We start from the raw sequence: 12,968 nt of genomic DNA, 5'->3' as shown, positions 1-12,968 counted from the left end.
TTTATTTCCGGGGTTATGGTTTCGGATTAATGTTCACCTGATTCACAGTTTTATCATTCTTTGGAATCCGACATGAGTAACGAGCAGCAGCAACCGGTTTTCAGCATCGAAAAGGTCTATGTCAAAGATCTTTCTGTGGAAATACCAAACGCGCCCAGAATATACCTGGAGCGCGAGACGCCTGAAGTGAACATCCAACTGCACAGCAAGAGCGAGCGCATCGATGAAACCTTGTATGAGGTCGTGTTGACAACGACCGTCACCGCAAAAATCAAGGACAAGACGATGTTTCTAGTGGAGATACAGCAAGGTGGTGTTTTTCAGATTCGTCATGTTCCGGAAGCTGAAATGGAGCTTGTGCTCGGCATTGCATGCCCAAATATTCTCTTCCCCTACCTGCGCGAGGCGGTTTCCGATACTGTAACGCGCGCGGGATTTCATCCGGTCATTTTGAATCCAGTGAATTTCGAGGCACTTTACTACCAGAGAAAGCAGCAGACGGAGAATTCGGCGGCGCCGCAGACTCCAGAGACACAGCAAATCACGCATTAAAATAAAAATGGGGCTTGTGCGCGGTTCATCGCTGAAAATATCATCCTCGCTGAGTCGAGGACTGGCCATTCTCGGAATGGCGGTGTCGATGTTTCCATCGCTCGCCATTGCGGCGCTGGAGTTTTATTCGATCAATGACAATGGCGTCATCATGTATGACGCGCCGTCACTCAAGGCGGGGAAGTTATATGTGGCCAGCCGGAATCTGCCCGTTGAAGCTATTGTAAAAGTCGAGGGATGGGTAAAGGTTCGCGACAGTGAAGGAGCGCTTGCCTGGGTAGAAGAAAAAGCCCTGAATGAGAAGCGCCATGTCATCGTTACCTCACCGCTGGCGGACGTCTATCAGGTGGCAACTACCAATTCGCCCCTGATGTTCCAGGTACAGCAAGGTGTAATCCTGGAGTGGCTTGAGTCTCCGGCCAACGGGTGGGTGAGAGTGCGACACCGTGACGGTCAAACCGGGTACGTCAGGACCAGCCAGGTCTGGGGTTCATGAGAATAGCGGTGATGGGAGCCGGTGCATGGGGCACCGCGCTGGCTCTCAGTCTTTGTGCAAGCACCGCCTCTTCCCACCAAGTGACATTGTGGACCCGAAGTCGCCAGCATCTGGTTGATCTCGTTTCACAACGTATCAATCGCCGCTATTTTCCCGCTTTTCCTTTACCGGCATCATTGCGGTTGACCGCAGGGCTCGAAGAAGCTGTCGAGGACGCTGAACTCGCCCTGATCGTTGTGCCGGTTTCGGGTTTGCGCGAAACTTTGCGGGAAATTGCAGCAAGCGGCAAGAAGGTCCCTGTAATTTGGGGATGCAAGGGATTTGAATCGCAATCGGCAAAGCTGCCTCATCAGGTGGCCGAGGAGGAATATGCCGAAGGCGCGCCGTATGGCGTCCTATCAGGCCCGAGTTTTGCACTTGAAGTCGCGCAAGGCTTGCCCGCGGCCTTGACTCTGGCCTCCAAGGATGGGGAATTTGCACGAGAGGTTGCTGCGCAATTGCACGCCCCGCGGCTGCGGGTTTATTCCTGTACTGATGTAGTGGGTGTGGAAACGGGTGGCGCAGTCAAGAACGTCATATCGATTGCCGCAGGCATTTGCGACGGTATGGAATTCGGATACAATGCCCGAGCGGCCTTGATCACTCGGGGCCTGGCGGAAATTACCCGGTTGGGTTTAAAACTGGGGGGGCGTATGGAAACCTTCCTCGGTCTAACCGGGGTAGGCGATCTGATACTGACTTGCACAGGGGATTTGTCGCGCAACCGCCAGGTTGGACTTGCGCTAGCTGCGGGCCGCTCCCTGCCCGACATTCTGCAGGAACTGGGGCATATCGCCGAAGGCGTCCACACGGCTCGGGAAGTATTGCGATTAAGTCACTTGATGGGCATTGAAATGCCGATCACAAAGGGTGTTTGCAGTATATTGGATGACGGTGTTCCGGCTGGGCAGGCGGTAGAAGCGCTACTCAATCGTGAACCGAAATCAGAAATCTATTGAGCGGATCAAAAGACAATAGAGAAGACAGTACAGTCAACTCATTCACTCATCGCGTCGCTATGCGAATCCCATCTGGCGCCATGCCTCATAGACTATCACCGCAACGGAATTCGACAGATTGAGACTGCGGCTTCCCGCTGACATTGGTATGCGAAGGCAGTGCTGCTCAGGGAAATTTTCCAGTAGATCAGCTGGCAGGCCGCGGCTTTCAGGGCCGAAAAGAAAGGCGTCACCAGGCGAATAGGTAACAAGGTCATAGCGTTGTTTTCCTTTGGTGGTAATCGCAAAAAAGCGTCTGTCCCTATCCCCGAGTTCGTCCATACATTCTACCCAGCTTGCATGCACCCTGATACTGGCAAATTCGTGGTAATCCAGTCCGGCACGAAGCAGTTGTTTGTCTTCCAGCGTAAAGCCGAGGGGCTTGACCAGATGTAAGCGGACGCTTGTATTGGCGCAAAGGCGAATGATATTGCCGGTATTGGGGGGAATCTCGGGTTGATACAGAATTACATCGAACATATTGTTTCTGTCTTACATGTATTTATGGAGTGCCCGGGAGCGTGCGTGCGACTACCCATGCGCTGATATGAACCGCACCACATTTACGCAGTACTCTGGCCAACTCGTTCAACGTTGCGCCCGTGGTCATTACATCATCGACGATTGCAATACGCTTTCCGTCTAAGTTTCCCTCGCAGTCAAACGCATTTCGAATATTTTTTTCCCGCTCCTTCCACGGAAGCCCGGTCTGGGAAGCCGTATCCCTGACGCGACGGCATAGCGTGGGCAGCAGAGGAACATCCGATTTTTTCGATATCTGCCGACTTATCTCCATCGTCTGGTTGAAACCCCGTTCCCGTAATCGTACCGCGTGTAACGGCATCGGGACGATGAAATCCGGTAATAGAGTCTTGTCGATCTGCGCCAGGAGCAAATCTGCCAGGACCGGTGCCAGGGCAAGATTAGTCCGGTATTTGAGTGAGTGGAGAAGTGCATCGATCGGAAAGGCATAATTCACAGCGGCGAGCGTATGATCAAAGGCCGGGGGATGGGCAAGGCAAGCGCCGCAGACGCGGGTTTCCTCCATCGGTAACGCGCAGACCGGGCAGTGATGGGCTGAAATATGAGGCAGGCTGTTTCGGCAAGGCGCGCAAAGGTCTTCAGTAGTGGGACTTCCACAGAGAAGGCAGTTTCTCCCGAATAACGACTGCACTATTTTTGAGCGATAGTTCAAAAAAATCGAGCAAAAAATTGACAACAACGATGCAATTTGTGATTATGCCATTCGCTACTGAAGACGAGGCGGGAAAATGAGAGCCATTTGGCTTTCATTTCGTCATCGTGAACAGGGGTTCAGACAAAACGATTGTCAAACATTGAAGGATAGGGTATGAGCCAATCGGCTTCCGGTATCGTTGATATGGAAACGCCTTCGGGTGGAGCAGTCGATAGTTTCGCTGACAAACTTTCCGGCATCAGCGCTGATTTTCAGCGGTGGAACGTTCGCCGCGTCGAAGCGGTACTCGATCTGCCGTTCAGCGATCTGATTCATCGGGCGCAACTGGTTCATCGTCAATATCACGATCCCAATGGGGTGCAACTTTCCACACTGATTTCCGTCAAGACCGGGGGTTGTCCCGAGGATTGCGGATATTGTCCGCAGGCAGCGCGCTATCATACGAATGTGGAAAATCAGGACATGCTCACGGTTGAAGATGTGATAGCAGCAGCGGGAGCCGCCAAAGCGCAGGGAGCCACGCGGTTTTGCATGGGCGCAGCGTGGCGCGGTCCCAAGGAGCGGGATATGAAAAGCGTGGTGGAAATGGTGAGAGCTGTAAAAGCGTTGGGACTTGAAGCGTGCACGACATTAGGCATGTTGAAGCCAGGACAGGCGGAACAGCTCCAAGAGGCGGGTCTCGATTATTACAACCATAACCTCGATACGTCACCCGAATTTTACGGGGAGATCATTACAACCCGCGATTACGAGGACCGGCTCGACACCTTGCAAAAGGTTCGTCATGCGGGTATCAATGTGTGTTGTGGAGGCATTGTAGGCATGGGTGAATCGCGTCGTGCCCGCGCCGGACTAATCGCCCAGTTGGCCAATCTCGATCCTTATCCCGAATCCGTTCCCATCAACCATCTGGTGCAGGTAGAAGGTACGCCGCTTCACGGGACAGAGGCGCTGGACCCTCTGGAATTCGTGCGCACTATTGCCGTCGCGCGCATTACGATGCCGAAGGCAATGGTAAGGTTATCAGCCGGAAGGAGAGAAATGCCGGATGCAGTGCAGGCACTGTGTTTTCTCGCGGGCGCCAATTCCATTTTTTACGGCGATAAACTGCTTACTACCGGCAATCCTGAAGCCGAGCGGGATAAAGCGTTATTTGACAGGCTGGGGTTGCATTCCATATAGCAAATTTTCACGCCGATCTCCTTTATTTTCCACTACCCCGCGGCAAATGATCTTATCGGGCAACCTCTGCTCGCATGCTCAACGACTCGGATTCAATCCATCAACCGGATGAAGGACTGCGCGAATACCTGCGCAGCCGTGAAAACCAGAACCTGTATCGTTATCGCCTGACACTTGAGAGTCCTCAGGCCCCTCGGGTAACGGTAAGCGGTCGTGAATACCTGGCATTTTGCAGTAATGATTATCTCGGTCTTGCCAATCATCCCGAACTGATTGCGGCGCTTTGCGAAGGCGCGGCACAGTATGGCGTGGGAGCAGGCGCGTCGCATCTTGTCAGCGGGCATTCGCGGGCACACCACCTGCTGGAGGAAGCGCTGGCATCCTTTACCCGGCTCCCCCGGGCATTGCTATTTTCCACGGGATACATGGCAAACGCAGGTGTAGTAACAGCGTTGACCAGCCGGGGTGATGCCATATTCGCGGACAAACTCAATCATGCCTCGCTCAACGATGCAGCGCTTCTATCGCACGCGAGGTTGAGTCGTTATCCCCATCTGGATCTGGCGGTTCTGGAGCGGCAGCTTGCCGCATCTCAGGCCAGACGCAAACTCGTGGTATCGGATGCGGTATTCAGCATGGATGGAGATATCGTACCGCTACCAAAATTGCTGGAGTTGTGTGAAAGATACGACGCCTGGCTGTTGCTCGACGATGCGCACGGGTTCGGAGTGTTAGGCGATCAGGGGAGGGGGAGCCTGGCGCACTTCAATATCAATTCGCCGCGCATTATCTACATGGGGACACTTGGCAAAGCGGCAGGTGTATTTGGGGCTTTCGTAGCCGCTCAGGAAGAGATCATCGAAATGCTCATTCAGTGCGCACGAAGCTACATCTATACCACCGCGACCCCGCCGTTTCTGTCTCATACCTTGCTGAAAAGCCTGGAGCTGATTGCAAGCGGTGCATGGCGACGTGAAAAACTGACCCGACTCATCAAGCTGCTCAAACAGGAATGCCACCCGCTACGCTGGAAACTGCTTCCATCGGATACTCCCATCCAGCCGCTGGTCATGGGAGAGAATGCCAAAGCTCTGCAGGTCAGCGAAGCGTTACGCCAGAAAAATATTCTGGTAACCGCCATCCGGCCACCCACTGTGCCTGAGGGGACAGCGCGCTTGCGCATCTCGCTATCCAGCTCGCATGATATCGAGGATATTGTGCAACTGGGCGCAGCACTACGGGAAATTGATCATGATGCGGGATAAGTAATACCTTTACATGAAGGCGCTGCTGGCAAATCTCTCGCAGGTTAGGCGCGCCATCGACTTTGCAGGATGAGATGCGCCGATCTGATTGCCACCGCAGGTAGAGCAGTGCCTTCCAAAGGAAGGGCTATCTTCGGCAGCATGGCGCAACCTTCTGCCCCTGGTTTCGCCCTCCGTAGTTGGTAGTACCCTTACACCCATTCGGAGTAGAACTTAACACTCTGGTTTTGCTTGTTTTTGCTCAAAATTCATGACAGCAGTTTTCTGACTGTATCAGAAATAGATCGCAAATAAAGTTTATTATCGCCTGGGAAAAGCATATCTGACTTAACCCTGGGATCGAGGGAAAGCACGAAGAATTCCAGCAATGTCCAGATTTTTTCCCATAAGCTCAAGTTCGGGGATTTCATGCGTGAAATCACGTATTCAACTTCCTTCGGAAAGGTTAGGCGGCATCGAACTCCTATTTGGGCTTCAGGTGGCGCGAAAGATTCATTATTCCAAGCGGAAATTAGAAGCTTGGGAAAATCAATTCCGGCCTGGAGGGGGAGGTGGAGAGAGCCCCAAAACCGGGCATTCAGTTCCATCAGGAAGAACTCATCGGTTGATGGGTCCCAGCGATACTCGAACATGGAAACGCCGTTCCAGTCGAGATAGCTGAGACGCGCCAGCGCATCCTGGTAAATATCCTCATGCCACCAGCTCCTTCTCAAGGATGAAACCCCGCCCTCCCAAGGCACTTCATGCAGGCGGTGATGCATAAAGCGGGCAATAACCTTTCCTTTCCAACGGAGAAAAAAAACGCCGACACCTTCACCCTTAACGTGGGATTGAATAATGAAGCGTGAATAATGCTGAAGTTGTTCCGAAACCACCGATGCAACCTTCTCCAAATTGGGGAGACGGATGACTAAGCTTTCCGCTCCGTTTGTTTTTGCATAAGAAGCATCCATCTTGAGGTAGTACGGTCCCGCATGGTTTTCAAGTACTTCCAATGAAGTCTGGGATGGCGAGATCAGCACCGTGGGTGGCAGGTGGAATCTAAGTCTTGCGTCGGCTCCCGGAGCTAAAAAGGAATTGAAAAAATCGAATTTTGCAAAAGCACGATATATTTCATCTCCTTTCTGGGAAAGCGGCATCAGGTGCTGATAACGTTCTACCCAAGGCCTGATCGCAAGTAATAGTCCCTCTGTCGGAATGATGCAGTCTATTGCGTTTTGCTCAATCGCATGGTCCAGCCATTCGATAAACGTCGCGGCAGGATCATAAGGCGGCTGTGACAAACAAACCTTGGCATAACGCGAGCCAAATCCGAGGGGCCGCGGAGATGCTGATGTGGCAATGACGCGATGGCCCGCGCGTCCCAGCGAGCGAATGCAGGCTAATGAGCCTAGCGCATTGGCGTCGGCGACTAAAATGTTATGACGTTTCACCGAGGTAAAAAAGCGGATGGGATAAATGGGATCAGGTGAGTCAGCGCTTGGTCGATCCTGTCAAAACATGCTGTAAAATACGTGTCGCTTAACCCATATGGGTCATGTAGATATGGGAAAGTGGGAGAACACCATCTGCCCAGGAGATCTGCCACGACCCCGTCCGGCAGTACTCCAGAGGATGTCAATTGTGCCAACTGCTGGGGCTCGAACGTGAGCACCAGATCCCCCGTCTCGAACGAGAATTTGGACAGATGTTTTGCTCTATGGGAATCTAGGGTCAGACCCCGCTGTTTGGCAATGCGCGTCGCAGACAAGTTGGCCTCCCTCCCGGTATCTGCGTTGAGACCAAAGGAAGCGGACAAAATCCCGAGTTGGCAAGCACGCGCTTCACCGTAGGGACTGCGGCAAATGTTACCCTGGCACACGAAAACGAGACGCCTGAATTCTGCGAATTTAAATTTCGGTGGCCCGGGTGGCAGAAACCCCAAGCTGTCCATGAGCCGGGAAGCATGAGCACGTAACCAAGCCCGCTTTCCGCCATATTTTTCCAGCATCTGGTAGAGTGTGTATTCGTTGTTTGGTTTCATTTAGAACTTCCCGATTATAAAATAAGAAATTCCATCCGGACTAGCGGCGTTAGATATGTACGATACGGACATTATTTTTCGATTGATTTGACTCGTGCCTCATTTGCCCACAAAAACCTTTCAGTGCGAGTAAGCATGTCATTTCGTCAAACGATGCTAGTCGTCTTCAAAGCGCTGGGCGGGTTTGCTTTAGCGCGGATGGTAACCCGGCGAGGTTTGCGAATAATTTGCTATCATGGCATATCGCTCCGGGACGAACATTATTTTCAACCAAAATTGTTCATCCGTGAAAATACTTTCCGGGAACGCATGGCGTATCTAAAGCGGCATGGTTACCCTATACTCCCGCTCGACGAAGCCTTAAATCTCATGTATCGAGGAGAGTTGCCATCATGGGCAGCGGTCATAACCTTTGACGACGGGTGGCTTGGCATTGGCACGAAGGCTGCACCTGTGCTGGTGAATTATGGATTTCCTTCGACTCTGTACGTAACTACCAGGAATGTGGTGAACGAGATGCCTGTCTTCGACGTCGCGTTGCGTTACCTCCTCTGGAAAGGACGAGAAAAAGTTTTAGACTCGTGTTTCCTCAATCGAGGTTCCAAAGATGTCGATCTGAGTTCACCTGCCCAGAGGGAACGAGCGGCATGCGACATCGACGAAGCGGTTAAGAGTTTCGACGATCGCAGCAAGCAAGACTTGCTGCTGAAGCTGGCACAGGCTTTGGATGTGGACTGGAATCCGGACGACGGCAGCCAGCTTTTTCGTCTGATGACTGCCGATCAGCTGGCACCCCTTCCTAGACAAGGTATGGATTTGCAGCTTCATACACATCGTCATTGTATGCCCGTCAACGATCAGGAAGGCGTCGAGAGCGAGATTACCGATAACCGGGCAACGCTTGCGCGCATCGTGGATGGTCCGCTCCAGCATTTTTGTTACCCCAGCGGCGAATTCCATCCCATACATTTCCCGTGGCTAAGAGCTCTGGGAATTGAAAGCGCGACAACGTGCCTTGCCGGGTTCAACTATCCCGACACGGACCGTCTTGAGTTACGGCGTTTTCTGGATGGTGAAAACATCACTCAAGTGGAGTTCGAGGCAGAAATATCCGGCTTCCTTGAGCTTATGCGAGGCCTGCGGCGCGTCATCGGCAAAGATAAACAACATATATAAACAGCATACGAACATTTGGTCGAATGCGCTAGATATATCCCGTAATAGGTTCACTTTGCCTGAATTCTTATTGGGCGTTCAAGCATACTCCTGAATCCACGAATTGAAACTGCCGTTATAAGAAGTCTCGTCGGACAAAACGGACCCGTAAAAGTAAGACATTCCCTAGTGGCGCTCAAGTAGTATTTGAATTTTTCCAAGGAGATCTGGAAATGGATGAAGGTAGATGGAGATTCCTAGTCCGTCTCGGAATGGAACCACCATTTAGAATTTTGGTCAGGGCTCTGTTAAAGCAATTCAATGTATCAGTGAAGACTCGGTCGCTGTGGGAGTTATCGAAGCGGCCCGCTTACCTACTGGGAGTGCTTACCGCAGCTGAGCAAGCGCTTAAGCAAAAGGTTCCGGAGATATCCGTCATAGAATTTGGCGTAGCGGGGGGTAATGGCTTAGTCACACTTCAAAGGGAGGCAGAGGCAGTCGAACGTGAAACTGGTATTGGAATCAAGGTCTATGGTTTTGATGCAGGGTCTCAAGGACTTCCGGCCTTTATCGGGGATTATCGAGATCACCCGGATGCGTGGAAGCCTGGCGACTATGCTATGGATGAACCGAGGCTACGCTCCTTCCTGACAGATCGAACCACATTTATTCTTGGAAATGTAAGGGATACCGTTCCGAGATTTTTCGAAGAATTTCGACCCCCGCCTATCGGGTTTGCATCGTTCGATCTCGATTTATATTCGTCTACCTGTGAGGCACTTCAAATATTTCGTAATCCCGATATGAAAATGCTGTGGCAGGTTCCGCTTTACTTCGACGATATCGAGTTTTTATTCAATCATAAATTTGCTGGAGTGCTACTTGCAATCGACGAATTCAATGAACAGAGTAGTCGGGTAAAAATTGACAGATGGTATGGAGTGAGTGGAGGACGCCCATTTCCGGAGAGGTCTTTTCTTGAAAAGCTTTATGTCGCGCACGATCTTGAAGCCATATCACAAGTCTCTCTTACGCGAGATGCCGCAGTACTCCCGTTGAAAGACTGAGATGACTGTACTCTGATTTGTATCCTCTCTCCCCCCTTATTGCCTCCCTACCTCCTGCATGGAGGCAACCTTACTCCTGTTGCCGGAGGTTCAGGAACTGATAAATCTTCGCTTGTGGTGTCGAATGAACCAACCAACCTACATAATTTACCGAACGTTCCCGTTGATGAGCCGGCATCTACAGAGGGCAATTTGACTTGTTATCTTTCCGATATTCAAATTACGTCAATTATTAGGGAACTCGTGAACGACTCCCTCTCAAGCGCGACGCTTTGCGGGATGAGATGCACGAAAGGCGACGACGCGAATGGTGCGATCTCGGGGAGAGGAACAGTATCTTCCGAAGGAAGATGCGATCTCGAGGCGGGATACTGGCCCAGATTCAGTCGCGATCGTTGTGCCCCCGACGCTACCCGCTCCCCTTTACGGAATCCTTGGGCTATGCTCTGGGCGCCACTTCGTGCGCTCTCTCGTGATTATTCCGATTTTGACAGCAACGCCCCTGCCGAGGATTTGTTCAGAGGTTCCTTAATCCGGCATGCGCCTTGTAAGGGCGATGCCCTACCAATGCAATGTGGAATAATCAGTGAGCCTTTACGTGGAATCTCTCGGTGAAGGTCCCGATCTCGTTCTGCTGCATGGGTGGGCCATGCACAGCGGAATGTGGGGTAGCACCCGACACTCACTGGCCCAGCATTTCCGCTTGCATCTCATCGATTTGCCGGGTCACGGATTCAGCCGGGGGGCCTCCCCTTACAAAACTGGAGAGAAAACCGGTGTCAGCGAGGACATGGTCGAGAGGGTGATGGAGGTTCTACCTTCCGGGTGTGTAATTTGTGGATGGTCGCTGGGGGGACAACTCGCAATCGAACTCGCATTGCGCGAGCCGGGGCGCGTGAAGAAAATCATATTGACTTCCACCACGCCCAGCTTCGTCAAACGCGAGGACTGGCAATGGGGAATGGAGGAATTGACATTGAAGGCATTTGCGGAAAATCTCAAACGAGACTTCAGTACCACCATGAAGCGATTTCTTACCCTACAGGTGAGTGGGGGAGGAGATGCGGGGAAGGTATTGCCCGAGATGCGGAGACTTTTGTTCGAGCGCTGTACGCCAGAGCCGGAGGCATTGGACGCGGGGTTACAGATCGTGCTTGCGAACGACCTTCGTGGAAAGCTGCGAAACATCGTTCAACCCGCTTTGCTGATACACGGCGAGAACGATGTCATTGCCCACCCCGAGGCAGCGGGATGGATGAAGCAGCAATTTCAGGATGTCGAGCTGGCCATGCTACCGAATTGCAGTCACGTGCCTTTCTTGTCCTATCCTGATAAATTCATTGCGAATATCGTTCGCTTCGCCAGATGAGTTCAAATGAGTGCAAATGAGTCTGCAGTAAATTACGATCACTTCATCGATAAGCGTCGGGTGCGTAGGGCGTTTGAACGAGCTGCGCCTATATATGACCAGGCGGCGATCCTTCAGCGTGAAGTGTGCGACCGGATGCTGTCCCGCCTTGAATACATCAAATATACGCCCGATGTTGTTCTCGATGCCGGAAGCGGCACCGGCTACGGCACCTGCAAACTGCTTGAACGTTATCCGGACGCCTCCATGCTCGCCATCGATATTGCGACCGGCATGCATCACCAAGCCCGGCAGCGAGTGAATTCCACAATCCCCCGCTGGCGCCAGTTGTTCGGGATGGGCCGCAATCAGCGTACAAGCCGGGTCCGTTATGTTGTAGGTGATATTGAGCAACTACCGTTGGAAGATTCCTGCGCCGGCCTTGCCTGGTCCAATCTGGCGCTGCAATGGTGTAATGATCTCAAAAAAACCTTTGACGAGATACGGCGTATCCTGAAAAACGGTGGCTTGTTCATGTTCAGCACTTTCGGGCCGGATACGCTGAAAGAGTTGCGACAGGCTTTTCGCCATGCGGATGATTACAGTCATATCAATCGCTTTACGGATATGCACGACATAGGCGACATGCTAGTGCATAGCGGTTTTGCAACACCGGTGATGGATATGGAATATATTACCCTGACCTATGACGAAGTTATCGACGTGATGCGCGATCTCAAAGCCATCGGCGCTCATAATGCCACCGGGGCGCGACCCCGCGGGCTGACCGGGAAAAATGCATGGCAAAAAGCAGTTGGCCATTATGAGGCGCTGCGTACAGGGGGAAAATTGCCAGCGACTTTTGAAGTGGTGTATGGCCATGCCTGGAAACCAGTGTCCCGAACATCCATTCTTACACCCGAAACACGCCGCCACATCGGTCTGGAATAAGGGTATTTCGCTTTATGGGAGTGGGAAATGGATATTTCATCACCGGGACAGATACCGGCGTAGGCAAAACACGCGTGAGCTGCGCCCTGCTGCATGCCTTTGCTGCCACGGGAAAAACTGTGGCGGGCATGAAGCCCGTCGCAGCCGGATACGAAAACGGAACGTGGCCTGATGTCGAATTACTTGCTGCGGCAAGCAGCGTTTCCGTGGGACGCGAGCATATCAATCCTTATGCGCTTGTTCCTCCAGTTGCTCCGCATATTGCCGCAAGCAGGGCGGGCATTGAAATCGATCTCGAAGTCATTCGTCAGGCATATCTTGAATTGAGAAAAAGAGCGGATATCGTGATCGTGGAAGGAGCAGGCGGATTTCTTGTTCCTTTGAACGACCATGAGGACATGGCAGCTATGGTGCAGGCTTTGGATTTGCCGGTCCTGCTGGTGGTGGGGATGCGGCTTGGCTGTATCAGCCACGCGCTATTGACGGCCCATGCCGTTCGAGCAGCCAAACTCTCGCTGGCGGGATGGGTGGCAAATCGAATCGATCCCCAAATGGCGGCTTTCGAGGAGAACATGCTTGCTCTGGAGCGGCGGCTCGACTGTCCCTTGCTGGGCGTACTGCCGTTTGAACAAAGTCTCGATAGCGCAAAACTATCGGTGTTGCTGGATATTTCGATGATACAGGGGTAGTAGGC

14 protein-coding genes are annotated in these 12,968 nt (G+C 52.3%); 10 read left to right on the top strand and 4 right to left on the bottom strand.

The features are described 5' to 3' along the window. Positions 1-72: 72 nt before the first annotated feature. The 3 genes from secB (at position 73) to BMY01_RS02040 (ending at position 2,046) form a co-directional block, all read left to right on the top strand. Positions 73-552, top strand: a complete 480-nt coding sequence (gene secB / locus BMY01_RS02050; protein ID WP_074743901.1) for a protein-export chaperone SecB — start codon at positions 73-75, stop codon at positions 550-552. Positions 553-640: 88 nt separating this feature from the next. Next, positions 641-1,048 (top strand): SH3 domain-containing protein, encoded by a 408-nt coding sequence (locus BMY01_RS02045; RefSeq protein ID WP_254772557.1) that lies wholly within the window; start codon positions 641-643, stop codon positions 1,046-1,048. After that, positions 1,045-2,046, top strand: a complete 1,002-nt coding sequence (locus BMY01_RS02040) for an NAD(P)H-dependent glycerol-3-phosphate dehydrogenase (protein WP_074743899.1) — start codon at positions 1,045-1,047, stop codon at positions 2,044-2,046. Before BMY01_RS02045 ends, BMY01_RS02040 begins: the two co-directional genes overlap by 4 nt. Positions 2,047-2,103: 57 nt before the next feature. Here the strand turns inward: BMY01_RS02040 and trmL are convergent, their stop codons facing one another. Together trmL and BMY01_RS02030 are read right to left on the bottom strand one after the other, a co-directional pair. Continuing rightward, positions 2,104-2,565 carry a tRNA (uridine(34)/cytosine(34)/5-carboxymethylaminomethyluridine(34)-2'-O)-methyltransferase TrmL gene (gene trmL, locus BMY01_RS02035; RefSeq protein WP_074743898.1) on the bottom strand — a complete coding sequence of 154 codons (462 nt, stop codon included), beginning with the start codon at positions 2,563-2,565 and terminating at the stop codon, positions 2,104-2,106. A 22-nt stretch (positions 2,566-2,587) separates the two neighbouring features. After that, positions 2,588-3,259 (bottom strand): ComF family protein, encoded by a 672-nt coding sequence (locus BMY01_RS02030; protein WP_302848411.1) that lies wholly within the window; start codon positions 3,257-3,259, stop codon positions 2,588-2,590. A 177-nt stretch (positions 3,260-3,436) separates the two neighbouring features. On the opposite strand from BMY01_RS02030, the gene bioB reads away from it, so the two are divergent. Continuing rightward, positions 3,437-4,465 carry a biotin synthase BioB gene (gene bioB / locus BMY01_RS02025; RefSeq protein WP_074743896.1) on the top strand — a complete coding sequence of 343 codons (1,029 nt, stop codon included), beginning with the start codon at positions 3,437-3,439 and terminating at the stop codon, positions 4,463-4,465. Between the two features lie 74 nt (positions 4,466-4,539). Further along, positions 4,540-5,730, top strand: coding sequence for an 8-amino-7-oxononanoate synthase (bioF, locus tag BMY01_RS02020; RefSeq protein ID WP_074743895.1), 1,191 nt, complete (start codon positions 4,540-4,542; stop codon positions 5,728-5,730). Between the two features lie 248 nt (positions 5,731-5,978). On the opposite strand, the gene BMY01_RS02015 is transcribed toward bioF, so the two are convergent. Both BMY01_RS02015 and BMY01_RS02010 read right to left on the bottom strand, forming a co-directional pair. Further along, positions 5,979-7,163: a hypothetical protein gene (locus tag BMY01_RS02015; RefSeq protein WP_074743894.1), complete on the bottom strand. Its 1,185-nt coding sequence runs from the start codon at positions 7,161-7,163 to the stop codon at positions 5,979-5,981. Then, complete coding sequence (locus BMY01_RS02010) at positions 7,160-7,753, bottom strand: arsenate-mycothiol transferase ArsC (protein ID WP_074743893.1); 594 nt, start codon at positions 7,751-7,753, stop codon at positions 7,160-7,162. The genes BMY01_RS02015 and BMY01_RS02010 overlap by 4 nt, the downstream gene beginning before the upstream one ends. A gap of 135 nt (positions 7,754-7,888) precedes the next feature. Here BMY01_RS02010 and BMY01_RS02005 point away from each other — a divergent pair, with 135 nt between their 5' ends. The 5 genes from BMY01_RS02005 (at position 7,889) to bioD (ending at position 12,963) form a co-directional block, all read left to right on the top strand. Continuing rightward, positions 7,889-8,929 (top strand): polysaccharide deacetylase family protein, encoded by a 1,041-nt coding sequence (locus BMY01_RS02005; protein WP_074743892.1) that lies wholly within the window; start codon positions 7,889-7,891, stop codon positions 8,927-8,929. A 308-nt stretch (positions 8,930-9,237) separates the two neighbouring features. Next, a complete protein-coding gene (locus BMY01_RS02000; protein WP_139176651.1) occupies positions 9,238-9,975 on the top strand; it encodes a hypothetical protein in 738 nt (245 codons plus the stop codon). Between the two features lie 586 nt (positions 9,976-10,561). Continuing rightward, complete coding sequence (gene bioH / locus BMY01_RS01995; RefSeq protein WP_074743890.1) at positions 10,562-11,344, top strand: pimeloyl-ACP methyl ester esterase BioH; 783 nt, start codon at positions 10,562-10,564, stop codon at positions 11,342-11,344. Between the two features lie 6 nt (positions 11,345-11,350). Continuing rightward, the gene (gene bioC / locus BMY01_RS01990; protein WP_074743889.1) at positions 11,351-12,274 is read left to right on the top strand and encodes a malonyl-ACP O-methyltransferase BioC; all 924 of its coding nucleotides are present in this window, start codon (positions 11,351-11,353) and stop codon (positions 12,272-12,274) included. Positions 12,275-12,288: 14 nt separating this feature from the next. Continuing rightward, positions 12,289-12,963, top strand: a complete 675-nt coding sequence (bioD, locus tag BMY01_RS01985; protein WP_074743888.1) for a dethiobiotin synthase — start codon at positions 12,289-12,291, stop codon at positions 12,961-12,963. The last annotated feature ends 5 nt before the right edge of the window (positions 12,964-12,968 follow it).

This window comes from Nitrosospira multiformis (assembly GCF_900110185.1).
In the GTDB taxonomy this organism is placed as follows: Bacteria; Pseudomonadota; Gammaproteobacteria; order Burkholderiales; family Nitrosomonadaceae; genus Nitrosospira; species Nitrosospira multiformis_A.
Note: the sequence above shows the minus strand (reverse complement) of the source record. Positions and strands in the feature narration are given on the sequence as shown.